We start from the raw sequence: 23514 nt of genomic DNA on the forward strand, positions 1-23514 counted from the left end.
ACCAATGAACATTCTTGTCCCGTTGACCATCACCGAGGCCATGCTGGCCGACTGCAACATCGCCGAGCCCGCGGTCGGCGAAGTCGAATGGGTCTCGGGTGCTGCCTGCGCCTTGGGTGATCGCCGCATCCGCAAGGCCACGCACCGCATCTACGAATGCGTCAAGGCGGTAGCAGCAGGCCGCACGGTACTTCCTGAGGTCGATAGCGAGTACTGGCTCGATGCTGGGCCCACGGCTCGCTGGGCGGCGTTTGACACCGAAGTCAGCACCCAAGGCCGGATTGCATCACCCCTGACCTATGTGCTGCGTCCGGGCTTCTTCAATGCGATTGCCTGCTATGGCCTGGACGGGGCGACGCTGTCGGTGGTCGTCAAAGACAAGCCCGCCGGCGCGGTGGTCTTCAGCAAGACCCTCGTTCTCCAGGAGGACCCGCTCGATTGGTACGACTGGGCCTTCGGAGCCATCAAGCCCCTCACGCGCTGCCTGATCCGGGACCTGGTGCCGTACCCCGAAGCGGAGCTGACCCTCTCGCTCACGGCGCCGGCGGGCGGCGTGGTGGGCGCGGGCATGGTGGTGCTGGGTGACCTGGTGCCCCTGGTGAATGCCGACACCTGGGGCGGGACCCAGCCAGGCGCCACGGCCGAGCCCGTGACGTACTCGTACATCAAGACCGACGACTACGGCAACACCTCGATCAAGCGCCGTCGCTCGGCCACCGACATGCGCTTCAAGCTGATCTTGCCGCGCGAGCAGGCCGACTACGTGCTGTCTGTCGTGCAAAGGGTGCTCGATGTGCCCGCGGCCTGGATTGCTACGGACGCCGCCGGCTTCGTCGGACTCAACGTCTTCGGTCTGGGCAGTGGCTCCATGAGCTACGACAACGCCCAGACCGCCACCTTCAGCGGCTATGTGAAAGGAATGGTCTGATGCCATTGGTTAATCCTCCCACCCTCGATGACCTGCCGGCCACGCCGGACCGGGCCGATCGAGCGAGCTTTGCGGTGCGCTGCACAGCACTCTTCGATCACCTCAAAAACACCAGCGTGGCCCAGTGGCGGGCGGCTCTCACTTGGATGAACGCGGCTGCCTCCGCGGCAGCCCAAAGCGTGCAGGATGCGGCTGGCCAGGCCTCGCTGTCTGGGCAGCGGGCCGACGCGGCAGCCGCCAGCGCCTCGGCTGCGGCCAACACCTTGGCCGCGGCCCAGGCCGCGCTCGGGGCGGTCAAGTGGGTGCCAGGCGCTTACGCCTCGGGGGCCTGTGCCTGGAGCCCCATCAATGGGCAGCTCTACCGCACCCGGGCCGCCATTGCCAACAGCACCGTCGACCCCATCAACGACCCCACCAACTGGTTCTCGCTGGGCCTGATGTCGCTGCCCATCCAGCAGGTCACCAACACGGGTGGCAGCTTTTACGGCGCGGCCAATGGCGGCCTGAACACCATCAACGAAATCACGCTGGCCGGGGCTTGTGCCAAGTACCTGCCCCAAAACCCGGCCAATGGCGATGTGTGCGTGGTCGTGGTGGCCAACGGCCGCGCGGACAACAGCCTGGTCGTGAACCCCAACAACCCGATCCCCCTGCAGATCGGCGCTGCCATGGTCACCGACTCCCTGGTCCTGGGCATTCCGCCCGGGGCCGTCACCTTCAAATTCTTCTCCAGCTCCAACGTGTGGAGGTACATGTAATGGCGTCTCTTCCTGATTTGCTCGGTGGCAGCACTAAGCAGTACCGTTCCATCCTGTCCCTGCAGGTGACAACCAGCCAAACCCTCGTGGCCCCCTGCGACGGCCTGGTCGACCTCTCCGTAATCGGCGGCGGCGGCTCGGGTGGGCTCTATGTTCGGACCGGCATGGCCCCCACGGCCGCGTTCGGGGGCGGTGCTGGGGGCTTCGCCCGGCGACTGTCTCGCATCAAGAAGGGCGACGTCATCGTCGTGACCATCGGGGCGGGTGGGGCCTATGTGACCAACGCGAGCGCCGCTGGGAACAACGGCGGGGCTTCTTCCATCGTGATCGCGGCCCAGGCCGTCAACCTGGTGGCCAACGGAGGCACGGGCGGGTACATCTACTCCGACACCGGCGTGGTGCTTGCGGGTGCACCCGGCGGCTCGGCCACGGGCGGCCAGATCAACTCGGCCGGTGGGCGCAGTGGCGGCGTCCTCAACACCAATTGGACCGGGCAGCAGGTGGCCACGGGTGGTGGGGGCGTGAACCTGTTCGGTGGGGCGGACCAGACCGCCACGGCCGGCGGGGACATTGTGTTTGCGGCGCCGACAGCCTCGTCTTGGGTGGCCACCGGCGGCGGTGGGGTGTTCTCGGCTGGCCTGCCCATGACCAGCGGCAACCTGGCTCAAGGCGGCAACGGGGGCAGTGGCTTCACGCTGTACAGCAGCGCGACCCACCAGGCGGACCTGGTGGCGCATTGGGGCCTGGTGCCGCTGCCTGTTGGTGGCGGAGGCTCCGGCGGGTACAGCAGTGGCGGGTCGTATTCCGCGGGCAGCGCTGCCGGCGACGGTGGTGGTAGTGGCGGGGTCAACCTGCAAACGGGCAGCACGCCCGGTGGATTCTCGGTGGCGGCTGCTGGGGCGTTTGGCGGGGGCGGCGCGATCTCGGGGGCCCCAGGGGGCAACAGCGTGGCGTATGCCAGCGGCGGCACCTGGGGCGGGGGTGGCGGTGGTCTGTCCAGTGGCCAGAGCCTGACGGCACCGAACTGCCGCAGCGGTGCGGGCGGCAGCGGCTTTGCGTTCCTTCGCTTCTTTGCGGACCTCACCCCCTGACCCCCCCTGAAAGCCCAACCATGAGACACCTTTACAACCTCCTGGACGCCGACGGCGCCATCCTGAACACCGTCGTGGCTGACGATGCGTTTGTCACCGAACACCATGCCGGGCGCTTCGAGCTGCTTGGGCCCGCACCTGATGACCCGGTGGTGGCTGTGCCCCGGCATGTGGCGGTGGGCAGCTTCTTTGATCGCTTCGGCCCCGCCAAATGGGCCATCCTGGCCGACCCGAGCCCGGCGGTACAGGCCCTGGTCAAGGACTGCTCGGTGCGGGGCTTCATTGACCTGGACCGCTCTGACCTGCCCGCGGCGCTGGCCTTGCTGGTGCAGGCGGGGCACGCTGTCGACGCAGACCAGATCCTGGGCGCCCCGGTGCAAGCGGGGGAGCGGCCATGAACCAGAGTCAGAAACAGCGCATCTATCTCCTGATGCTCCTGCCCGTGGTGGCCCTGGCGCCCTTGGCCGCCCTGGTGCGCTACCTGTGGGCGGTGCTCACGAACTCGGGTCGGGCCTGGGGCATTGCCCGGGCATTCGACCGGGTGTTCAACGTGGCCGCCAATGGCGACGAGCGCGAGACCGTGAGCAGCCGCGCGGCCCGGGCGCGGGACGAGGGCAGGACGTGGGGCCGCGTGCTGTGCCGGCTGCTGGACCGCCTCGATGCGGGTCACTGCGACCAAGCCAAGGGGGTGTGATGCAGGAAGACCAAACCTTGCCCTCTGCGGCTGCGGTTCCGCCCACCGAAGCCGAGCGCCTCGCGGCCGTCGAGGCCGAGCTCCAGACCATCCGCGTTCGCCTGGCCACCGGTGACGAGACCATGACGAGCCTTCGGGCAGATCTCGCGGAAAACACCAGCGCGACGATCCGCACCGAGTCGAACACCGCCGAGATCGTGGAGTTCTTCATGGCCATGAAGGGCGCCTTCAAGGTACTGAACTGGATCGGGGCCCTGGCCAAGCCCATCACGGCCCTGGTGGCGCTCGCTGCCGTCACCTGGGGCGCCTTCCTGACCATCAAAACCGGTACTCCCCCCAAATGAACGAGCTTCTCAAAAAACGCCTGATCCAGGCCGCCAGCGGTGGTGCCATTGCGCTCGCCGGTGTGCTGGCCACCTGGTACGAGGGCCGGCGCCTGACGCCTTACCGTGACCCGGTGGGCATCCTGACGGTGTGCGAAGGCATCACGGGCAAGGACGTGGTGCCGGGCAAGACCTACACGCCGGCCGAGTGCGATGCCCTGCGCGACAAGCACCTGAGGATTGCGGATGCGGCCGTGTCGCGTCAGATCCGGGTGCCGCTCACGCCCTGGCAGCGGGCGGCCCTGATCGACTTCACCTACAACCTGGGCGAAGAGGCGCTCGCCGGTTCGACCCTGGCCCGGCTCTTCAATGCGGGGCAGGCCCAGGCCGGGTGCGAGCAGCTCTCGCGCTGGGTCAAGGCCCGGGTGCAGGGGGAGCTGGTGACCCTGCGCGGTCTGGTGGACCGGCGCGGGGCGGAGCTCGAGGTGTGCCTCGGGCAACTGCAGGAGGTTGCCAATGCTCGATAGCTTCAAGAGCAAAGCCCTGCAGGTCCTGGTGCTCGCGTTGGCCAGCACCGCGGCCGTTCAAACCTGGCGCCTTCAGGGGGCCCAGCTCGAAGCCTCCGAAGCCAAGACCCAGCAAGCCACCCGGCAGGCCGAGGGCGAACGCCTGGCCCGTGTGGCCTCAGAAACCAACCGTCAACTGGAGCGGCAATACCGTGAACAAGTCTCTGAAATCGAAACCCGGGCCCAGGCTGACTTGGCTCAGTCGCGTTTGGCTGTGGACCGTGCCCGTGATGCTGGCCAGCGGCTGCAGCGCGAGCTTGCCGCTTATGTCGAGCGTCAGCGTGGCAGCGCCTCAGCGGCCACCGTTGCCGGCCAGTGCCAGGCAGACACAACCCCCGCCGTCGATTTGCTTGCCGAGCTGTTCAGACGCGCTGATGAAAGAGCGGGAGAGTTGGCGGCAGTTGCTGATGAAACCCGATTGAGGGGGCTCGCCTGCGAGGCCGCATATCAGGCTGTGAATCAAACCGTCCATGACGGAATCAATCAAGCTGGGAACCAGCCGGCGGAGGTGCACCCGAGCATTAAGGGGGCGAAGCTCAATTAGGCAGCATGAACTATGACAAGTAAGCTGGATGCTACTTCTCAGTCTAAGGTGTAGGGCTGATTGATTTTCGCCTTTCGTGCCGCCTTATTGGCCGCCACCCGGTCCTCAATCACCTGAGGCCAAGCCGCATCTTTTTCCGAAGTCGTGGTTTTTGCCTCCCATGCCTTGTATGAAGCCTCCGCCTTTGCCTTGGCAGCGACGTAGGCGTCCTTATCTTGCTGTGCGTTTTCTGTAGAGGTAGCGACATTGTCGGCTTCTGCCTTCTCGGCGCTTGCTTTTGCCGCTGGCGTCGCGTCCTTGAGGGCGTTCTTCACCGACGGCTTCATAGCCTCTGCTACCGCAGCAAGGTACTTCGTGAAAGCGGACGCCTCGCGAATTTCAGTAATGCTTGCTGATACAACCAGCGGTACGTAATCCCTTGCGATTTCGCCTGAGAGCTCGCAAGCATCAGCGTTGCAATGTACGAACTTGGATGTAGCGATCGTGGTCTGAAGTTCTCGTGTTCTATCTGTTGTGGCGGTTACGCGATCCAAATTCGCCTTCCGATCACTGGCTACAAGCTGGGCCATCCTGACGGATGGTGGGCAGTTGTCATTGGCTGGTGCTGCAAAGTCCGTCTTTACTCCAGAGGCTTTGTGCTGCTCCTTAAGCTGGAAGACATAGCTGTCCCAGGCTGCGCAATACGCGTCCAACTGTTCGGAATAAATCTTCCCGAGCCTGATGTCTTCCTGAATCGTCGAAGGCTTGCGAAGTTCTGCAATTTTGACCAATTCATCACGTGCGTCTTTGAGAGCCTGTTGCTCTGTCGCCGACATAGCCGGCAATGCCACTGGTGGAAGCATCAGCCCCTTGAAGTAGTCAGGACCAACGCCCGTACCTGTTGCAACGTTGCGAAATGGGACGATGATGTTCCCTACGACGTCATTCTTCTCTGCTCCGGCAGCTTGGAATGTGAGGTTGATGGAAATATTGCGGGCCGTCTCGCCCCATTCCCAGAACCTCTTCTTAGTTGGTCCGAGGTAAAGGAAGAGCTTCGGCGCCAAGGCCATCAACTTGTCGTTGCCCGGAACGGCCATGAACTCTGCTTCGAAGAATACTCGCGGAGCTCGAATGCTGGGGTCAATGGATTTGAAGTCGAGATCAGACTCTAAAGGCGCAGATTCAGGAGCATCTGAGAGGGCACCACCCGAGAAAGAGCCTGTTATCACTTGGAGGCATTGAAACTCAGGGTTTACTACCAGTTGCCCCGAAGGCTTGACCTTGTAAAAGGGCTTCGAGACTGGGAAAGCTGAGTTGACAATCAAGGATTCGTCTTGCGCTGCAGTGCTGATAATTCCTACGCTGACATCCACCAGGGCATCAATGGCGGCCAGTACTACCGCAGGAGGCAGAAAGGCAGGTAGCCATACTTTGCCCTCTTCGACCGACTTCCTGGCCTTTGTCTCGGGATTGATGCATTGTTTGACATAAACGCGAGTTTCGTCTTTTATCATCGTGCCAGCGGCTACGTCGGTCTTCGGCGCGTCGGCTCCCTGAGCCTGGACACACAGGGCGAGTCCCACGGCGGCGACCGCAGTTTTCAACGCATTCATCTAGTTCCCCCTGATGGATTGCTTGTGAAGCTAGTATATGAGCGCAATCAACCGGGGGGAAGCGCAGTTATGTTGATTCCCCTGATTTTTGGTAAATGTTGTGCCTGATGTGGGGTGCTAGGCGGGGCTGCACAACTGCTCCGTTTAGTGGCAGCGAATTCGCCTGGGTTCAAAGAACGAGGTGAATCTCCTGTGGTTAGTTTCTGCATTTGCAGAATCGCGCCAAATGGTCCGAATTTCACGGCGTTCGGGCATTTGCGGAGTCAGAGGCAGAACTCAGGCAATGTCGAGCCACTTCCAGCCGGCGTATTTGTCCCCCGCCTGCCTTAAATGGGTATATCTCTTCAAGCTACTCCAGGACCGATGTCCTGACACACTCGCCACACGGGGAATGGTCCAGCCCATCTCAAACAGCCTGCTGACTCCCTCATGCCGCAGATCATGAAAATGCAAATCTTCAATCCCGAGCAGGGCACAAGCTCGTGTGAATGAGGCACTGATCGATTCAGCGTTGTAAGGCCAGATGACGCCATCGGTCTCGGGTTGCAGCTCGATCAACTTCAAGGCTTCGGGTGTGAGGGTGACACGCACGTCATTGCCGATCTTCTCGCCTGGGTTCTTCATGTCTCGGACGATGATTTCCAGGTTGGCTTTGTCCAGATCCTTGCCCTGCAGGCGGGTGATCTCTTCCTGGCGTCGGGTGCTGAAGATCGCAAAGGGGATCAGCCGGGTCATGGGGATGATGTCCTTGCGCTTCAGCTCTGCCGTCTGGTAGTGAGTCATCAACCGGTCGAGCTCGTCGAGAGTGGGGCGCCGGGTACGTTGCCTGGACCTTCCGGTCACGCCAAGCTTGGCGAGCACCGTGCGAGCGTCATCAATGGCCTGCTTTTCCAGTGGGTAGCCCCACGCCGGCTTTGCCACGCTGATGACCGCCGCCAGGTGAGAGAGGTAGTTGCCGCGGGTTGAGGGCTGAGCCTCGATCGATTGGGCGAACCTGACCAGTTCCTGGCTGGTTATCTCCGAGCAGCGCAGTTCGCCGATCGGGGCATTGCGGATGGTGCGTAGCACCTGGTCTTTTGTCTTGCCATGGGCCCGAAGGGTATCAGCGCAGTATTGGTCGATCACATCCTTGAGCATGGGGTCGCTGGGCTTGACGAGTGCCCCAGGTACCGCCAGTTCGGTTTCGCGCTTCTTCAACCAGGCTTGAGCTGCTGGTTTGCGGTCAAAGGTCTGGGCCTCGGTGTAGATGACCTTGCCGCCGTCTTTCAGTCGGATCTGGGCTGTGTGACCCATTGAACCGTCTTTTCTCTTGCGTGAGACAATTGAGCCCATTGTCAGTGCTACATGAAGTTTTTGTAGCACTGAATGTAGCACCGGCAGCCCAAAAAGACCCTAAAAACAGGTAAATCGACGTGAATCAGACAGGCACCCCAGGTGACGTTTTCAGAGGAGAACAGCCTTCCTACAGCATGCACCGGCTGAGTGTCGCGCCGATGATGGATTGGACTGATCGCCATTGCCGCTACCTGCACCGCCTGATCACCCGCCACACCTTGCTCTACACCGAGATGGTGACCACGGGGGCGCTGATCCATGGGGACGTGGCCCGGCATTTGCGCTACCACGCCGAAGAGCATCCGGTGGCGCTGCAATTGGGGGGCAGCGAGCCGGTGGATCTGGCGCACTGTGCACGTTTGGCCGAACAGTGGGGCTATGACGAGGTCAACCTGAACTGTGGTTGCCCCAGTGAGAGGGTGCAGCGTGGCGCTTTCGGGGCCTGCCTGATGGCTGAGGCAGATCTGGTGGCGGATGGCGTGAAGGCCATGCTGGATGGGGTGCAGCGGGTGCCGGTCACGGTGAAGCATCGCATCGGCATCGACCGCATCGAGAGCTATGAGTTTGTGCGCGACTTCGTGGGCAAGGTCAGCGAGGCCGGTTGCAAGGTGTTCATCGTGCATGCGCGCAATGCCTGGTTGAAAGGCTTGAGTCCCAAGGAAAATCGCGAGATTCCGCCGCTTCGCTATGAGATGGTCTACCGGCTGAAGCAAGAGTTCCCGGGGCTGACGATTGCCGTCAATGGCGGCATCACACTCAATGAGCAGGTGCAGGCTCACCTGGAGCAGGTGGATGGCGTGATGGTGGGTCGTGAGGCTTATCACAACCCCTGGGTGATGGCTGATTGGGACCACCGCTTCTGGGGCGCCGAGCCCAGCGGCCAGACGCGCGAAGACGTGGAGCGCCTGATGTGCGACCACATGGCGCGCGAGCAGGCCGAGCACGGTACACCCTGGCACACCATGGCGCGGCACATGCTGGGCCTGCGCAATGGCCTGCCTGGGGCACGACGTTGGCGCCAAGTCTGGAGCGACCACCGCCTGCGTGGCCACACGCCTCACGAGGTGATGGCGTTGGCCCATGCGGGCGCAGAGGCCGCCAGCCCGGTCTGATCCGGGTCTTTTCAAATCAGATGATCAACCCCGTCCATCGGGGGGGGGGCTCGACCCTGGCGTGAAGGGCAGGTGGCCGAGTCAGGCCGCGGCTTCGAGCCCGTTGGCGAAGTGGGCGCGCATGCGCTGGGCGGCGGCGTGGCCGTCTCGGGCCGCGATGGCTTCGGTGATTTCGCGGTGCTCCTGCAGTGATTCGGCGATGCGGCCACGCTTGAGCAGTGAGTTGTGGCGGTTCAGTTTCATGACCTTGCGCAGGTCGGTCACCATTTGCAGGCGCCAGCGGTTGTCGGCCATCTCCAGGATGCGCAGGTGGATGCGCTCATTGAGCTGGAAGAAGCGTTCGCGGTCGTCCACGGCCTTTTCGAGTTCGTCATGCAGGGCCTGGATTTCTTGCAGCTGGGCGGCTGTGGCGTGGTCGGCCACCTCACCGGCGGCATCGCTTTCGAGCAGGCTCAGCAGGTGGTAGACGTCGCGCAGGTCTTTTTCATTGACCTCGGTCACATAGGCGCCACGGCGCACCTTCATCGTCACCAGGCCTTCGGCGGCCAGCACCTTGATGGCTTCGCGCAGCGGCGTGCGGCTGATGCCGAACTCTTGTGCGATTTTCAGCTCGTCGATCCAGCTGCCAGGTTCGAGCTCGCGCTGGAAGATGCGCTGGCGAAGGAGTTCGGCCACTTCTTCGTACAGGGCTTTGGGCGTGAGGGTGAGGGCGGACATGGCGCGGATTGTAAGGTGTGTGGAATATTTTGAATCAATAATTATGAATGATGTAAACTGCTGGATTAAGCAGGGATACCCTGAGCCAACACCCCAAGCCCCGTCGGAGAAGCTTTTGTCATGAGTGATTCACAGTCTGCCAAGCCGTCCAACCCTGAATTTGCCCCCAGCTCGCTGGAAGCCTGGGCGAAGGCTGCCGCCAAGTCGGCCCCCGGTGGTGACGTGAATGCCTTGAACTGGCTGACACCCGACGGCATCAGCGTGAAGCCGCTGTACACCGCAGCCGACACGGCCAACCTGCCGTACGCCAACACCTTGCCGGGTTTTGAGCCCTTTCTGCGCGGCCCGCAAGCCACCATGTACGCGGTGCGCCCCTGGACGATTCGCCAATACGCCGGTTTTTCGACGGCCGAAGAGTCCAATGCCTTCTACCGCAAGGCCTTGGCCGCTGGCGGCCAGGGCGTGTCGGTGGCCTTTGACCTGGCCACTCACCGTGGCTACGACAGCGATCACCCCCGCGTGACCGGCGATGTGGGCAAGGCCGGTGTGGCCATCGACTCAGTCGAGGACATGAAGATCTTGTTCGACCAGATCCCGCTCGACAAGGTGTCGGTCTCCATGACCATGAACGGCGCTGTGTTGCCCGTCCTGGCCGGCTATGTGGTGGCGGCCGAAGAGCAGGGCGTGAGCCAGGACAAGCTGTCCGGAACCATTCAGAACGACATTCTGAAAGAGTTCATGGTGCGCAACACCTACATCTACCCGCCCCAGCCGTCGATGAAGATCATCGGCGACATCATCGAGTACACGGCCAAGAACATGCCGAAGTTCAACTCGATCAGCATCTCGGGCTACCACATGCAAGAGGCGGGCGCCAACCAGGCGCTGGAGTTGGCCTTTACCCTGGCCGACGGCAAGGAATACGTGAAGACCGCCATCGCCAAGGGCATGGATGTGGACGGGTTTGCCGGCCGCCTGAGCTTCTTCTGGGCCATCGGCATGAACTTCTACCTGGAAGTAGCCAAGATGCGTGCGGCGCGCCTGTTGTGGTGCCGCATCATGAAGGGCTTTGATGCCAAGAACCCCAAGAGCCTGATGCTGCGCACCCACTGCCAGACCTCGGGCTGGTCGCTGACCGAGCAAGACCCCTACAACAACGTGGTGCGTACCACCATCGAGGCCATGGCAGCGGTGTTTGGCGGCACACAAAGCCTGCACACCAACAGCTTTGACGAAGCGATTGCGCTGCCCACCGAGTTCAGCGCCCGCATTGCGCGCAACACCCAGCTGATCATCCAGGAGGAGACCCACATCACCAATGTGATCGATCCCTGGGCTGGCAGTTACATGATGGAGAAGCTGACCCAGGACATGGCCGATGCCGCCTGGAAGATCATCGAAGAGGTCGAGGCCATGGGCGGCATGACCAAGGCGGTGGACAGCGGTTGGGCCAAGCTCAAGATCGAAGCGGCGGCTGCCGAGAAGCAGGCGCGCATCGATTCGGGCAAAGACGTGATCGTGGGCGTCAACAAGTACAAGCTCAAGAGCGAAGACGCCATCGACATCCTGGAGGTGGACAACGTCAAGGTGCGCGACGGGCAGATCGAGCGCCTCAAGAAGATCCGGGCCACCCGCGACAGCGCCGCAGTGCAGGCCGCGCTGGCCGCCTTGACGACTGCAGCCGAGAGCGGCCAGGGCAATCTGCTGGACCTGACCATCCAGGCTATTCGACTGCGCGCCACGGTGGGCGAGGTGTCGGATGCCCTCGAGAAGATCTTTGGCCGCCACCGTGCCGACACCCAGAAGGTGACCGGTGTGTATGCCGCCGCCTACGACTCGGCCGAAGGCTGGGACAAGCTCAAGACCGAGATCAGTGCCTTTGCGGATGAGCAGGGCCGCCGCCCGCGCGTGATGATCGCCAAGCTGGGCCAGGACGGGCACGACCGCGGTGCCAAGGTGGTGGCCACGGCCTTTGCCGACCTGGGCTTTGACGTGGACATGGGACCGCTGTTCCAGACCCCCGAGGAGTGCGCCCGCCAGGCCATCGAGAACGACGTGCACGCCGTGGGCGTGTCCACCCTGGCCGCAGGCCACAAGACCCTGGTGCCGGCCATCATCCAATCGCTCAAGGACCAGGGCGCGGACGACATCATCGTGTTCGTGGGCGGGGTGATTCCGCGCCAGGATTACGACTTCCTGTACGAGGCCGGCGTCAAGGGCGTGTACGGCCCGGGCACGCCCATCCCGGCCAGCGCCAAGGACGTGCTGGAACAGATCCGCAAGGCACAGCAGGGCTGAAACGCATGAGCCATGTCGCTGTCCGCATGGACCCCGCGCTGGAGCGCGAGGTCGATGAAGCGGCCCGCAGGCTGGGCCTGTCGAAGTCGCAGTACATCGTGATGGCGGTCGAGCGTTCGCTCGGGCGCCGACCCGCCCACCCGGTGCGGCACCAGGCAGCGGATGCCTTGGCGCCTTTGCGCCTGAGCGCCCAGCGTGGCGTCAAGCTCGGTGCCGAAGGCTCGCCCCTGCAGAAGAAGCTGCAGGCCCTGCTGCGCGCCCGCCTGTTGACCGACAGCGCCCAGGGCACCCCCCGGCCCTCCGACCCCGGCGCGGCCCAGGACTGAGCCCTTGCTGGCTGCCCGCGTTTGAAGCACTCCTTTTTGACCTTTGACCCAGACCATGCAGACCCCTTTGCTTGAAGGCATCCTGAGCGGCGCCCCAGCGGTGCAGCGGCGCGCCATGGCCAAGGCCATCACGCTGCTGGAATCGACCCGGCCCGATCACCGGGCCCAGGCCGACGAGTTGTTGACGGCCATGCTGCCGCACACCGGGCGCTCTTTTCGCCTGGGCATCAGTGGCGTGCCCGGCGTGGGCAAGAGCACGTTCATCGAGGCCTTGGGCCTGTACCTGATCGGTCAGGGCCACCGCGTGGCGGTGCTCGCGGTCGACCCCTCCAGCACGGTCTCGGGGGGCTCCATCCTGGGTGACAAGACCCGCATGGAACACCTGTCGGTGCATGAGCGGGCCTACATCCGCCCCAGCCCCAGCAGCGGCACCCTGGGGGGCGTTGCAGAGAAAACCCGCGAGGCCATGCTGGTGTGCGAGGCCGCGGGGTATGACGTGGTGATCGTCGAGACCGTGGGTGTGGGCCAGAGCGAAATCGCCGTGGCGGGCATGACCGACATGTTCGTGCTCATGCAACTGCCCAATGCCGGTGACGACCTGCAGGCCATCAAGAAAGGCGTGATGGAGATCGCCGACCTGGTGGTCATCAACAAGGCCGACATCGACGTGCACGCCGCCACGCGGGCCCAGGCCCAGATCACCTCGTCGCTGCGCCTGCTGGGCCTGCACGGCAACCCCGAGCACGCCCATCATGACGAGGCCTTGTGGCACCCGCAGGTGGTGCAGCTCAGTGCCTTGCTGGGGCAGGGCGTAGAGGCCTTCTGGGTCGCCGTGAGCCAGTTCAGGCGGTTGCAGGGGGCCAATGGGCGCCTGCAGTCGCGCCGCCAGAGCCAGTCGCTGGCCTGGATGTGGGAGCGCATCGACGCGGGTCTCAAGCAGGCTTTCCGTGCCCACCCGCAGGTGCAGGCCTTGCTGCCTCGCTTCACCGACGAGGTGGCCCAAGGGCTGCTGCCCGCCTCCACCGCTGCTCGGCAATTGCTGGCGGCCAGCCGCCACAGCGATTGAACCCAGCCGGCCCTCATTTCACCTGATCCAACCGATCCAACCCCCTCATTTCCAGAATCCATCCGGAGCAAAGAGAGAAGACACCATGCAAGACATCCTGGCGCAACTCGAAAGCAAGCGCGCTGCTGCCCGCCTCGGCGGCGGTCAGAAGCGCATCGATTCGCAACATGCCAAAGGCAAGCTGACCGCGCGTGAGCGCATCGAGTTGCTGCTGGACGAGGGCACGTTTGAAGAGTGGGACATGTTCGTCGAGCACCGTTGTGCCGATTTCGGCATGGCCGACAACAAGATCCCGGGTGACGGTGTGGTTACCGGCTACGGCATGATCAATGGCCGCCTGGTCTTTGTCTTCAGCCAGGACTTCACGGTCTTCGGCGGCGCCTTGTCCGAGGCCCATGCCGAAAAAATCTGCAAGATCATGGACCAGGCCATGAAGGTCGGTGCTCCGGTGATCGGCCTCAACGACTCGGGTGGCGCCCGCATTCAAGAAGGTGTGGCCTCGTTGGGGGGCTATGCCGACGTGTTCCAGAAGAACGTGCTGGCCAGCGGTGTGATCCCGCAGATCAGCATGATCATGGGCCCCTCGGCCGGGGGGGCGGTGTACTCGCCCGCCATGACCGACTTCATCTTCATGGTCAAGGACAGCTCGTACATGTTCGTGACCGGCCCTGAAGTGGTGAAGACCGTGACCCATGAAGAGGTGACGGCTGAAGAACTGGGCGGCGCCGTGACCCACACCACCAAGAGTGGCGTGGCCGACATGGCGTTCGAGAACGATGTCGAGGCCCTGCTGATGTTGCGCCGCCTCTACAACTACCTGCCGCTGAACAACCGCGAGAAGGCCCCCGTGCGCAAGAGCGGCGACCCGGTGGACCGTCAGGACAAGAGCCTGGACACCCTGGTGCCCGACAACCCGAACAAGCCCTATGACATGAAGGAGCTGATCGTCAAGACTGTGGACGATGGCGACTTCTTTGAATTGCAACCCGAGTACGCCAAGAACATCATCATCGGCTTTGCCCGCATGGACGGCCAGACCGTCGGCATCGTGGCCAACCAGCCCCTGGTGCTGGCGGGTTGCCTGGACATCAAGAGCTCGATCAAGGCCGCTCGCTTCGTGCGCTTTTGCGACGCCTTCAACATCCCGGTGGTGACCTTTGTCGACGTGCCCGGCTTCATGCCCGGTACCAGCCAGGAGTACGGCGGCATCATCAAGCACGGTGCCAAGCTGCTGTACGCGTACGCCGAGTGCACGGTGCCCAAGATCACGGTGATCACCCGCAAGGCCTACGGTGGCGCTTACGACGTGATGGCCTCCAAGCACTTGCGCGGTGACGTCAACTTTGCCTGGCCGAATGCCGAGATCGCCGTGATGGGCGCCAAGGGCGCGGTGGAGATCATCTTCCGCGAAGACAAGGGCGACCCGGCCAAGCTGGCCGCCAAGGAGGCCGAATACAAGGCCCGTTTCGCCAACCCCTTTGTGGCTGGTGCCCGTGGCTTCATCGATGACGTGATCCTGCCGTCGGAGACCCGCAAGCGCATCTGCCGCTCGCTGGTCATGCTCAAGGACAAGAAGCTTGAGAACCCGTGGCGCAAGCACGGGAACATCCCGCTCTGATCACCGGCACGAACAAGAAGGAACGAGTCAAATGTTTAAGAAGATTCTGATTGCGAACCGGGGTGAAAGCGGTTGCGCAGCAAACGTTTCTGCAAATTGCTTGACGCACGCAGTGCGTGCAGGCGAATTCACCACGAAGGGAGCTGCCCGTGTTTAAGAAAATCCTGATTGCCAATCGTGGTGAAATCGCCTGCCGCGTCATCGCCACCGCCAAGAAGATGGGCATCGCCACCGTGGCGGTGTATTCCGAAGCCGACAAAGAGGCCCGCCACGTGGCCCTGGCCGACGAGGCCGTGCTGCTGGGCCCGGCGCCCAGCCGCGAGAGCTACCTGGTGGCTGACAAGATCATTGCCGCCGCCAAGGCCACCGGTGCCGAGGCCATCCACCCCGGCTACGGCTTTTTGAGCGAGAACGAGGCCTTTGCCAAGCGCGTCGAGGACGAAGGCATGGCCTTCATTGGCCCGCGCCATTTCTCGATCGCCGCCATGGGCGACAAGATCGCCTCCAAGAAGCTTGCCAACGAGGCCAAGGTCAACACCATTCCGGGCTACAACGACGCCATCAGCGGCCCGGAGCAGGCGGTCGAGATCGCCAAGGGCATCGGCTACCCCGTCATGATCAAGGCTTCGGCCGGCGGTGGCGGCAAGGGTTTGCGCGTGGCCTTCAACGACAAGGAAGCCTTCGAGGGCTTTGCCAGCTGCCAGAACGAAGCCCGCAACAGCTTTGGCGATGACCGCGTGTTCATCGAGAAGTTTGTCGAGGAGCCGCGTCACATCGAAATCCAGGTGCTGGGCGATTCGCACGGCCATGTGATTTACCTGAACGAGCGAGAGTGCTCGATCCAGCGTCGTCACCAGAAGGTGATCGAAGAGGCGCCGAGCCCCTTCATCAGCGACGAAACCCGCAAGGCCATGGGCGAGCAAGCCGTGGCCCTGGCCAAGGCCGTGAAGTACCAGAGCGCCGGCACGGTCGAATTTGTGGTGGGCAAGGACCAGAGCTTCTACTTCCTGGAGATGAACACCCGTCTGCAGGTGGAGCACCCGGTCACCGAATGCATCACGGGCCTGGACCTGGTCGAGCTGATGATCCGTGTGGCTGCCGGCGAGAAGCTGCCCCTGACCCAGGCCGACGTGAAGCGCGATGGCTGGGCCATCGAGTGCCGCATCAATGCCGAAGACCCGTTCCGCAACTTCCTGCCCTCCACCGGCCGCCTGGTCCGTTTTCAGACCCCGCCGGAAACCATGTTCCAGAGCAAGACCGACAAGCTGTTCGGCGTGCGCGTGGACACCGGGGTGACCGACGGTGGCGAGATCCCGATGTTCTATGACTCGATGATCGCCAAGCTCATCGTGCATGGACGCGACCGCAACGATGCCATCGCCAAGATGCGCGAAGCTCTGAACGGCTTTGTGATCCGCGGCATCAGCAGCAACATCCCTTTCCAGGCGGCCTTGCTGGCGCACCCGAAATTTGTGTCGGGTGATTTCAACACCGGCTTCATTGCCGAGAACTACGGCAAGGGCTTTTTTGCCGAAGACGTGCCGCACAGCGACCCGGCCTTCCTGGTGGCCCTGGCGGCCTTCCAGAACCGCCGCTATCGCCAGCGTGCCTCGGGCATCACCGGCCAGATGGAAGGTCATGGCGCCAAGTTGGGTGAAGACTTCGTGGTGGTGGTTCTGGACAAGGCTGGCCAGCACGTGCATTACCCGGTGCAAGTCGCCGAGTTGGATGCGCAGACCAGCACCGTGAACGTGGACGGCAAAGGCTACCAGTTCAGCAGCGGTGCCCGTCTGGGGGCGATCCGCATCGAGGGCCTGGTCAATGGTGCCGCGTTCACGGCCCAGGTGGAGCGAGGGTCTGGCAAGAACCCGCTGGCGCTGCGCGTGTCGCACAACGGCACCCAGATCGAGGCCCTGGTGCTGTCGCCACGCTCGGCTGAACTGCACAAGCTGATGCCTTACAAGGCGCCGCCTGATCTGAGCAAGTTCCTGCTCTCGCCCATGCCCGGCTTGCTGGTGGATGTGGCTGTGCAGCCTGGCCAGACCGTGCAGGCCGGCGAGAAGCTGGCCGTGATCGAAGCCATGAAGATGGAGAACATCTTGTTTGCTACGCAGGACGGCGTGGTGGGCAAGATCGCCGCCAACAAGGGCGAGTCGCTGGCGGTGGACCAGGTCATTCTTGAGTTTGTCTGAGCGGAGCCCGTGCCATGACCATGAACCGACCCTTCAAAGTGCTGGGCATCCAGCAGATCGCCATCGGCGGACCCGACAAGACCCGGCTGCAAAAGCTTTGGGTGGACATGCTGGGCCTGACCCTGACAGGCACCTTCAAAAGCGAGCGTGAGAACGTGGATGAAGACATCTGCGCCATCGGCGAGGGGCCGTTCAAGGTTGAGGTCGACCTGATGCAGCCCATGGATCCAGACAAGAAACCCGCCGTTCACGCCACACCGTTGAACCACGTGGGTCTGTGGATCGATGACCTGCCGGTGGCCGTGGAATGGTTGAGCGCCCATGGTGTGCGCTTCGCCCCCGGCGGCATCCGCCGCGGTGCTGCCGGCTTTGACATCACCTTCCTCCACCCCAAGGGCAACGACGAGTTTCCGATCTCGGGTGAGGGCGTGTTGATCGAGCTGGTGCAAGCCCCACCGGAGGTGGTGAAGGCCTTTGCGGCGCTGGCCGCGTCGCCGTCGGTCTGAGCTTCACTCGATTCGTCGCTCCCGCTCCTGAAGCCACCTGCTTGATGCAGGTGGCTTTTTTTCATTGATCTTGCAGTGAAATCCACCCAAATCATTGCAATTGGCCTTGAATAGGTGATAAAAAAGACAGGTCGGCCATTTAATACTCGCATTTTGCTCAAAAAATGCGGGTTTGCCCTGAGGTTATGGAGAACCTTCTGTCAGTTTGGGCACAGGCTAAAGATTCAAAATCGCTGCAACAAAATACCGTGACGCCTAGGGGACACATGCCATGAAAACGCTTTCTATTTGGGGACCCGGTGTCGCCTTGATGTCCCGCATGCGCTTGCCGGCCAAGTTGCTGCTGCTCTCCGCCATGCTGCTGGTCCCGTTGCTGCTGGTGTGTCTGCAACTGCTGCAGCGTTTTCATGAGGACATTGAGTTCATTCAGAGTGAACAGGCCGGCGTACAGGTGCTGGCACCCGTGGTGCGCCTGGTGGCGCTGACACAGACCCACCGGGGGCAGATGAACATCCTGCTGTCTGGCAATGCGTCGATTGCGCCGGCGCTGGAACAGAGTGCGCAAGGCCTGAAGCAAGGCATGGCCGAGGTGGAGACGGCGGTGCAAGGGCAGGGTGGTTTGAACATGAACGCCACCTGGAGCCGCATTCGGCCTCGCCTGGAGCAATTGCCACAGCTGCGTCAGGGGGCCGCGGCGGCCAGCTTTGCCGAGCATTCGGCCCTGATCGATGAATTGCGTCGGATGGCCTATGAGACGGCCGAACACTCCGGCCTGCTGTTCGACCCTGATCCGGTGACCTACCTGCTGATTGACATGAGTGTGTCGCGCATCATCCCCTGGACGGAGCGCCTGGGCCTGGTGCGGGGCAGCGGCGCTGGCTTGCTGACACAGGCTCAACCCACCGCCCTGAGCATCGGACGCCTTCATGTGCTGCTCGACAACCTGGGGGGCGAACTGCGTGATGTGGAATTTGCATTGCAGACCCTGCAGCAACGCCAGGCAGACCTGGGATCGGCGGGCAATACCTTGGCCAGCAGCAATGACTTTCTGCGCCTGGCCCGCCAGGCCTTTCCGGTCAGCGGGGATGTGGCTGAGCCGCGCCTGCCGCCCAGCGACTTTTTCGCCAGTGGTACCAAGGCGATCGGTGATGCTCAGGCCCTGAGCAACAAGGTGTTGGGCAGTATCGACGACCTGCTTCAAAAGCGGGCCAGCACCCTCGTTTTGCAGCGCAACACGGCACTGGGGGTCACGGTGCTGGGCATCGCCCTGCTGCTGTACCTGCTGATGTCCTTCTACCGAAGTTTTGTTCTGAGCTTCCGCGCCATGATTGCGGTGACGCACCAACTGGCTGAGGGTGATCTGCAGATTCACCTGGCTGTCAACGGGCGCGATGAACTGAGCGAGCTGGCCGACTTGTTGCGTGCCATGTCACACACCCTGTCGGGCATGGTGGCTGATGTGCGCAGCAATTCGGCCCTGGTGTCCCATGCCGGGGGCAGTCTGGCCGTGAGCAGCAAGGACTTGTCAGATCGCACCGAGCAGCAGGCCGCCAACCTGGAGCAGACGGCAGCCAGCGTTGAAGAACTGGCCAGCACGGTCGAGCACAACGCAGGCATTGCACAACAAGCCAACGCCCGTGCGGCCCAGGTGCGTGACGACGCCGAGGCGGGGGCGTCTGCGATGTCCCGTGCGGTGGCCTCAGTCGAGGGCATGCAGCAAAGCGCCCACAAGATGAGCGAAATCATCGGTGTGATCGACAGCTTGGCCTTTCAGACCAACATCCTCGCGCTCAATGCGGCCGTGGAGGCGGCCCGTGCGGGTGAGCAAGGCAGGGGCTTTGCCGTGGTGGCTGCCGAGGTGCGCTCGTTGGCCCAGCGCTCAGCCGCATCGGCGCGTGAGATCCGTCAGTTGATCAGCGCTTCCTCGGAGCAGGTGGAGGGCAGTGTTGCGCTGATCCGTGCCGCAGGTACCAGCATCGGTAGCATCACCGAAGGCATTCGATCGGTGGCCAGCAGCATGGCTGAGATTTCATCCTTGAGTACTGAGCAGAGCGCCAGCCTGAGCGAGATCACGCTGGCCATCCAGCAACTTGACCAGATCACCCAGCGCAATGCACAAATGGTGGAGTCTTCGGTGCAGGAGACGTCTTTGCTGGAGCATCGCGCTGCCACCTTGTCGGCATCGGTGGCCTCTTTTGCCTTGCAGCAGGGAACGGCCGAAGAGGCGCAGGCCTTGGTGCAGCGCGCAGTCAAGTTGGGCCAGGGGATGTCAGCAGAGCAGTTGATGCGCCAGATCACCGATCCGGCTCAGCCTTTCCATGACCGGGACATGTATGTGTTTGTGCTGGACGAGTCGGGGGCTTACCGGGCGTTTGGCGGCAATCCAGCCAAGGTGGGCAGCAATGTCAAGGACATCCCAGGCATCCAAGGCGAGGTGCTGCTGAACAACATCATCGACCGTGCCAGGGTGGCGCCGGGCTGGGTCGAGTACGACATTACCAATCCGGCCACAGGGCGCATGCAGACCAAGATGTCTTTTGTGCAGGCCTTGTCTCAGCCTGGTCTGTACATCGGGTGCGGGGTTTACAAGTCATTGGCCGCCGCCTGAGCATGGCGGCGCCTGAGGCTCATTCTTCGCCGTTGCTGCCGGGGCTGCGGCGGGCTCGGGCCTTTTGCAGGGCGGCTTCGATCAAGGCGCGTTTTCGCTCCAGTTGGGTCGGATCGCTCAGGCGCGAGTGGGCGCTGATGTCCTGAAGCTTGGCCTGGGCTTCGGCCTGCAAACGGGCATCGTTTTCGGCTTGCTCGCGGGCCTGCCGAGCCTGATGCTGGCGGTAGCGTTGCAGGGCAATTTGCGCCTCGGCTTCTGACCAGGCGGCCCAGCCGGTGCGTTCGCCGCTGGCTACCTCCAACTCAATGCAATCGACCGGGCAGACCGGGATGCACAGCTCGCAGCCGGTGCACCAGGGCTCGATCACGGTGTGCATCTGCTTGTTGCTGCCCAGAATGGCGTCGGTGGGGCAGGCTTTCAAGCACAGGGTGCAGCCAATGCACCAAGCCTCGTCGATGAATGCCACGGTGCGCGGCCCCTCTGTGCCGTGCTCCGGGCTCAGGGGAACCCATGGCCGAGCGGTGATGGCCGCCAGCCGGGCAACGCCTTCTGCGCCACCGGGCGGGCATTGATTGATGCCAGCATCGCCCTTGGCCACTGCCGTGGCGTAGGCTTCGCAATCAGGGTAGCCGCAGCGGGTGCACTGGGTCTGGGGCAGCGCCGCATGCAGGCGCGAAATCAGATCCTGCACCGCGCGCTCAAGCCTTGGCTGAAGGGCCGCGGGCGGCCTTGGTGGACGAGGGCTTGGCACTCGCCTTGGCGCTGCTGGCGGTCTTGGCGCGGGCTGTGGGCTTGCCAAGCGTCTCCGCCACGGCCTTGGCGGGTGCGGTGGCCTTGACTGGCGTGCTGGGCACAACGGCCTTGCCGGCAGCTTCTGCCGTCGCGCGGCCACCAGACGCCGCAGTGGCCTGGTGGTCCAGGATGAAGCGCTTCACGGTGGGGTACACCACCTCGCGCCAGCGGCGGCCACTGAAGATGCCGTAATGGCCTGCGCCCTTGGCCTCCAGGTGCTTGCGGTGACCGGCTTCAATGCCGCTGCACAGATCGTGGGCGGCAGCGGTCTGGCCGGAGCCCGAGATATCGTCCAGTTCGCCTTCAACGGTCAGCAGGCCGGTGTTGCGGATGTCTTGTGGACGCACGCGCTCGACCACGCCTTTCTCGCTGCGCACATCCCAGGTGCCCTTGACCAGCTTGAAGTCCTGGAACACGGTCTGGATGGTTTCCAGGTAGTAATCCGCATCCATGTCGAGCACCGCGTTGTACTCGTCATAGAACTTGCGATGGGCCTCGACACTGGCGTCGTCGCCCTTGATCAGGTCCTTGAAGTAGTCGTAGTGGCTGGTGGCGTGGCGGTCCGGGTTCATGGCCACAAAGCCCGTGTGCTGCAGAAAGCCCGGGTAGACGCGACGGCCAGCCCCAGGGAAGTTGTGAGGCACACGGTAGATCACATTGTTCTCAAACCACTCGAAGCTCTTGTTGGTGGCGAGGTTGTTGACCGACGTGGGCGACTTGCTGGCGTCAATCGGGCCACCCATCATGGTCATCGACAGCGGGAGCTGTTCCTTGCGCGAAGCCATCAGCGACACGGCAGCCAGCACCGGTACGGTGGGCTGGCACACGCTGATCACATGGCAGTTACCATAGGTGGCCTGCAGGTGGCGAATGAACTCCTGGACGTAATTGATGTAGTCGTCGAGATGGAATTCACCTTCGCTCATGGGCACCAGGCGAGCGTTCTTCCAGTCGGTGATGTAGACCTTGTGGTCTTTCAGCATGGTGCGCACGGTGTCGCGCAGCAAGGTGGCGTAATGGCCCGAAAGCGGTGCCACGATCAACACCACGGGCTGGCCCTTGAGCTTGGTCAGGGTCGCCGGATCATCCGAGAAGCGCTTGAAACGGCGCAACTCACAAAACGGCTTGTCGATCTCCACCCGCTCGTGGATGGCCACACCCACACCATCCACATCGACTGTGGTGATGCCGAACACCGGCTTTTCGTAATCCTTGCCCAGTCGGTACAGCAGGTCGTAGCCTGCAGACATGCGTTGCGCCATGGGGGCCTGGCTCAAGGGCGACAGCGGGTTGCTGTAGAGCTTGGAGGCAGCCTGGGCGAAATCGGCAAACGGCTCCATCATGGAGCGTTGAGTTTCATAGAGCTGATAAAGCATGGGGCGACCTGAGATCGTTATGTTGCACTGCAGCAAATATACCAGTGATCGGGTGGACTTGTCTGGAGTGAAAACACCAATATTGCGTCAAATTTCTTTGTAGGGAACTGTTTTGTGGGTGTTGAATCTGCTTCAGATGAACTCTTTGTTGAGCGCGCCATGAAGCGCAGATCCTGTTTGTCAGCCCTTGCCGGCGTCGGCGCTTTGGCGCCCGCCCTGTCTTGGTCGGCTCTGGCTTCGGCTTGGTCGGGCATGCCGCAGACGCCTCGCATGCCGGTGCTGTTTCTGGGCCATGGGAGCCCCATGAATGCCTTGGGGGACAACGCTTACAGTCGCGCCTGGGCCCAATTGGGGGCTGAGTTCGGGCGACGCTATCCGAAGCCGGCATTGATTCTTTGCATCTCAGCGCATTGGGTGACCGATGGCTTTTGGCTCACGGCCATGAGCCGGCCTCGCACGATCCACGACTTTGGTGGCTTTCCGCAGGCCTTGTTCGATCAGCAATACCCTGCGCCCGGCGCACCGGCCCTGGCCAAGGCCCTGCGCGATGGTATTTTGAAACCAGAGTTGCAACTTGATCAGGATCGCTGGGGTTTTGATCACGGCACATGGTCGGTGCTCAAACCCATGTTTCCGCGCGCGGACATCCCCGTGGTCCAACTGAGCATGGATGGCAGCCGGCCTGCGTCCGAGCATTTCGCCTTGGGACAGCAGTTGGGTGCCTTGCGCGAACGCGGGGTGCTGATCGTGGGCAGTGGCAACGCGGTGCACAACCTGCGTGCCGCAAGGCGGGATACCCCGAGCACCCAGGCCTACGATTGGGCACATCAGTTCGATGGCTGGGTGCAGGGCCATCTGCAGCGGGGTGAGCTGGAGGCATTGGTCGATTTCCAGGGGCAGGGCGAGGTGGCCCGCCTGGCGCATCCGACACATGAGCATTATTGGCCCCTGCTCTACGCTGCTGGGGCGGCCAGGCGCACTGAAATGCCCCGCATGTTCAATGCCGATTTCCAATCGGCCTCGATTTCGATGCGCTCAGTTGTCTGGGGCTGATCCAGTAACAAAAAAACCG

At 62.8% G+C, this 23514-nt stretch carries 22 protein-coding genes; 17 read left to right on the forward strand and 5 right to left on the reverse strand.

Going from position 1 to position 23514, the window contains the following annotated elements:
- Positions 1 to 4: 4 nt before the first annotated feature.
- Genes AC3WUT_RS07685 through AC3WUT_RS07720 form a run of 8 tightly spaced genes read left to right on the forward strand, consistent with a single transcriptional unit; the run spans position 5 to position 4904 of the window.
- On the forward strand, positions 5 to 928 hold the full coding sequence (locus tag AC3WUT_RS07685; protein WP_492346482.1) for a hypothetical protein: 924 nt from the start codon (positions 5 to 7) through the stop codon (positions 926 to 928).
- On the forward strand, positions 928 to 1686 hold the full coding sequence (locus tag AC3WUT_RS07690) for a hypothetical protein (RefSeq protein ID WP_492346483.1): 759 nt from the start codon (positions 928 to 930) through the stop codon (positions 1684 to 1686). Before AC3WUT_RS07685 ends, AC3WUT_RS07690 begins: the two co-directional genes overlap by 1 nt.
- Entirely contained in the window at positions 1686 to 2777 is a 1092-nt protein-coding gene (locus AC3WUT_RS07695; RefSeq protein ID WP_492346484.1) for a glycine-rich domain-containing protein, read from the forward strand. The genes AC3WUT_RS07690 and AC3WUT_RS07695 overlap by 1 nt, the downstream gene beginning before the upstream one ends.
- 20 nt (positions 2778 to 2797) lie before the next feature.
- Positions 2798 to 3175 (forward strand): hypothetical protein, encoded by a 378-nt coding sequence (locus AC3WUT_RS07700; RefSeq protein WP_492346485.1) that lies wholly within the window; start codon positions 2798 to 2800, stop codon positions 3173 to 3175.
- Entirely contained in the window at positions 3172 to 3471 is a 300-nt protein-coding gene (locus tag AC3WUT_RS07705) for a hypothetical protein (RefSeq protein WP_492346486.1), read from the forward strand. The genes AC3WUT_RS07700 and AC3WUT_RS07705 overlap by 4 nt, the downstream gene beginning before the upstream one ends.
- The gene (locus tag AC3WUT_RS07710) at positions 3471 to 3815 is read left to right on the forward strand and encodes a hypothetical protein (protein WP_492346487.1); all 345 of its coding nucleotides are present in this window, start codon (positions 3471 to 3473) and stop codon (positions 3813 to 3815) included. Before AC3WUT_RS07705 ends, AC3WUT_RS07710 begins: the two co-directional genes overlap by 1 nt.
- Complete coding sequence (locus tag AC3WUT_RS07715) at positions 3812 to 4321, forward strand: lysozyme (protein WP_492346488.1); 510 nt, start codon at positions 3812 to 3814, stop codon at positions 4319 to 4321. Before AC3WUT_RS07710 ends, AC3WUT_RS07715 begins: the two co-directional genes overlap by 4 nt.
- Positions 4311 to 4904 carry a DUF2514 family protein gene (locus AC3WUT_RS07720; protein WP_492346489.1) on the forward strand — a complete coding sequence of 198 codons (594 nt, stop codon included), beginning with the start codon at positions 4311 to 4313 and terminating at the stop codon, positions 4902 to 4904. The genes AC3WUT_RS07715 and AC3WUT_RS07720 overlap by 11 nt, the downstream gene beginning before the upstream one ends.
- A 38-nt stretch (positions 4905 to 4942) precedes the next feature.
- On the opposite strand, the gene AC3WUT_RS07725 is transcribed toward AC3WUT_RS07720, so the two are convergent.
- Together AC3WUT_RS07725 and AC3WUT_RS07730 are read right to left on the reverse strand one after the other, a co-directional pair.
- A complete protein-coding gene (locus AC3WUT_RS07725; RefSeq protein WP_492346490.1) occupies positions 4943 to 6496 on the reverse strand; it encodes a hypothetical protein in 1554 nt (517 codons plus the stop codon).
- Positions 6497 to 6772: 276 nt separating this feature from the next.
- A complete protein-coding gene (locus AC3WUT_RS07730; protein ID WP_492346491.1) occupies positions 6773 to 7789 on the reverse strand; it encodes a site-specific integrase in 1017 nt (338 codons plus the stop codon).
- Positions 7790 to 7908: 119 nt separating this feature from the next.
- Here AC3WUT_RS07730 and dusA point away from each other — a divergent pair, with 119 nt between their 5' ends.
- The gene (gene dusA / locus AC3WUT_RS07735; protein ID WP_492346492.1) at positions 7909 to 8943 is read left to right on the forward strand and encodes a tRNA dihydrouridine(20/20a) synthase DusA; all 1035 of its coding nucleotides are present in this window, start codon (positions 7909 to 7911) and stop codon (positions 8941 to 8943) included.
- Positions 8944 to 9024: 81 nt separating this feature from the next.
- On the opposite strand, the gene AC3WUT_RS07740 is transcribed toward dusA, so the two are convergent.
- On the reverse strand, positions 9025 to 9660 hold the full coding sequence (locus AC3WUT_RS07740; protein WP_492346493.1) for a GntR family transcriptional regulator: 636 nt from the start codon (positions 9658 to 9660) through the stop codon (positions 9025 to 9027).
- 120 nt (positions 9661 to 9780) lie between these two features.
- Between AC3WUT_RS07740 and scpA the strand changes: the two genes are divergently transcribed.
- The 7 genes from scpA to AC3WUT_RS07775 all read left to right on the forward strand — a co-directional run bounded on the left by scpA (position 9781) and on the right by AC3WUT_RS07775 (position 20274).
- The gene (gene scpA, locus AC3WUT_RS07745) at positions 9781 to 11958 is read left to right on the forward strand and encodes a methylmalonyl-CoA mutase (RefSeq protein ID WP_492346494.1); all 2178 of its coding nucleotides are present in this window, start codon (positions 9781 to 9783) and stop codon (positions 11956 to 11958) included.
- A gap of 5 nt (positions 11959 to 11963) precedes the next feature.
- The gene (locus AC3WUT_RS07750; RefSeq protein WP_492346495.1) at positions 11964 to 12284 is read left to right on the forward strand and encodes a hypothetical protein; all 321 of its coding nucleotides are present in this window, start codon (positions 11964 to 11966) and stop codon (positions 12282 to 12284) included.
- Between the two features lie 55 nt (positions 12285 to 12339).
- A complete protein-coding gene (meaB, locus tag AC3WUT_RS07755) occupies positions 12340 to 13350 on the forward strand; it encodes a methylmalonyl Co-A mutase-associated GTPase MeaB (RefSeq protein WP_492346496.1) in 1011 nt (336 codons plus the stop codon).
- Between the two features lie 85 nt (positions 13351 to 13435).
- Positions 13436 to 14968 (forward strand): acyl-CoA carboxylase subunit beta, encoded by a 1533-nt coding sequence (locus AC3WUT_RS07760; RefSeq protein WP_273425506.1) that lies wholly within the window; start codon positions 13436 to 13438, stop codon positions 14966 to 14968.
- A gap of 149 nt (positions 14969 to 15117) precedes the next feature.
- On the forward strand, positions 15118 to 17160 hold the full coding sequence (locus AC3WUT_RS07765) for an acetyl-CoA carboxylase biotin carboxylase subunit (protein WP_492346497.1): 2043 nt from the start codon (positions 15118 to 15120) through the stop codon (positions 17158 to 17160).
- A 20-nt stretch (positions 17161 to 17180) separates the two neighbouring features.
- Positions 17181 to 17666, forward strand: coding sequence for a VOC family protein (locus tag AC3WUT_RS07770; protein WP_492346667.1), 486 nt, complete (start codon positions 17181 to 17183; stop codon positions 17664 to 17666).
- A gap of 310 nt (positions 17667 to 17976) precedes the next feature.
- Positions 17977 to 20274, forward strand: a complete 2298-nt coding sequence (locus AC3WUT_RS07775; RefSeq protein WP_492346498.1) for a methyl-accepting chemotaxis protein — start codon at positions 17977 to 17979, stop codon at positions 20272 to 20274.
- A gap of 19 nt (positions 20275 to 20293) precedes the next feature.
- Here AC3WUT_RS07775 and rsxB read toward each other — a convergent pair whose 3' ends face one another.
- On the reverse strand, positions 20294 to 20965 hold the full coding sequence (rsxB, locus tag AC3WUT_RS07780) for an electron transport complex subunit RsxB (protein WP_492346499.1): 672 nt from the start codon (positions 20963 to 20965) through the stop codon (positions 20294 to 20296).
- Between the two features lie 7 nt (positions 20966 to 20972).
- The gene (locus AC3WUT_RS07785) at positions 20973 to 22442 is read right to left on the reverse strand and encodes a polyhydroxyalkanoate depolymerase (protein WP_492346500.1); all 1470 of its coding nucleotides are present in this window, start codon (positions 22440 to 22442) and stop codon (positions 20973 to 20975) included.
- A 252-nt stretch (positions 22443 to 22694) separates the two neighbouring features.
- On the opposite strand from AC3WUT_RS07785, the gene ygiD reads away from it, so the two are divergent.
- On the forward strand, positions 22695 to 23495 hold the full coding sequence (gene ygiD, locus AC3WUT_RS07790; RefSeq protein WP_492346501.1) for a 4,5-DOPA-extradiol-dioxygenase: 801 nt from the start codon (positions 22695 to 22697) through the stop codon (positions 23493 to 23495).
- Positions 23496 to 23514 lie beyond the last annotated feature (19 nt).

The sequence above is a fragment of the Curvibacter sp. EU05-FHT14A10 genome, assembly GCF_058791075.1.

Coding starts and splice junctions, on each gene's coding strand:
- AC3WUT_RS07785 (WP_492346500.1), bottom strand. CDS start 22,442: ATGCTTTATCAGCTCTATGAAACTCAACGCTCCATGATGGAGCCGTTT.
- AC3WUT_RS07705 (WP_492346486.1), top strand. CDS start 3,172: ATGAACCAGAGTCAGAAACAGCGCATCTATCTCCTGATGCTCCTGCCC.
- meaB (WP_492346496.1), top strand. CDS start 12,340: ATGCAGACCCCTTTGCTTGAAGGCATCCTGAGCGGCGCCCCAGCGGTG.
- AC3WUT_RS07725 (WP_492346490.1), bottom strand. CDS start 6,496: ATGAATGCGTTGAAAACTGCGGTCGCCGCCGTGGGACTCGCCCTGTGT.
- AC3WUT_RS07715 (WP_492346488.1), top strand. CDS start 3,812: ATGAACGAGCTTCTCAAAAAACGCCTGATCCAGGCCGCCAGCGGTGGT.
- ygiD (WP_492346501.1), top strand. CDS start 22,695: ATGCCGCAGACGCCTCGCATGCCGGTGCTGTTTCTGGGCCATGGGAGC.
- AC3WUT_RS07710 (WP_492346487.1), top strand. CDS start 3,471: ATGCAGGAAGACCAAACCTTGCCCTCTGCGGCTGCGGTTCCGCCCACC.
- AC3WUT_RS07685 (WP_492346482.1), top strand. CDS start 5: ATGAACATTCTTGTCCCGTTGACCATCACCGAGGCCATGCTGGCCGAC.
- AC3WUT_RS07695 (WP_492346484.1), top strand. CDS start 1,686: ATGGCGTCTCTTCCTGATTTGCTCGGTGGCAGCACTAAGCAGTACCGT.
- scpA (WP_492346494.1), top strand. CDS start 9,781: ATGAGTGATTCACAGTCTGCCAAGCCGTCCAACCCTGAATTTGCCCCC.
- AC3WUT_RS07750 (WP_492346495.1), top strand. CDS start 11,964: ATGAGCCATGTCGCTGTCCGCATGGACCCCGCGCTGGAGCGCGAGGTC.
- AC3WUT_RS07770 (WP_492346667.1), top strand. CDS start 17,181: ATGAACCGACCCTTCAAAGTGCTGGGCATCCAGCAGATCGCCATCGGC.
- AC3WUT_RS07690 (WP_492346483.1), top strand. CDS start 928: ATGCCATTGGTTAATCCTCCCACCCTCGATGACCTGCCGGCCACGCCG.
- AC3WUT_RS07740 (WP_492346493.1), bottom strand. CDS start 9,660: ATGTCCGCCCTCACCCTCACGCCCAAAGCCCTGTACGAAGAAGTGGCC.
- AC3WUT_RS07720 (WP_492346489.1), top strand. CDS start 4,311: ATGCTCGATAGCTTCAAGAGCAAAGCCCTGCAGGTCCTGGTGCTCGCG.
- AC3WUT_RS07700 (WP_492346485.1), top strand. CDS start 2,798: ATGAGACACCTTTACAACCTCCTGGACGCCGACGGCGCCATCCTGAAC.
- AC3WUT_RS07775 (WP_492346498.1), top strand. CDS start 17,977: ATGTCCCGCATGCGCTTGCCGGCCAAGTTGCTGCTGCTCTCCGCCATG.
- AC3WUT_RS07760 (WP_273425506.1), top strand. CDS start 13,436: ATGCAAGACATCCTGGCGCAACTCGAAAGCAAGCGCGCTGCTGCCCGC.
- AC3WUT_RS07730 (WP_492346491.1), bottom strand. CDS start 7,789: ATGGGTCACACAGCCCAGATCCGACTGAAAGACGGCGGCAAGGTCATC.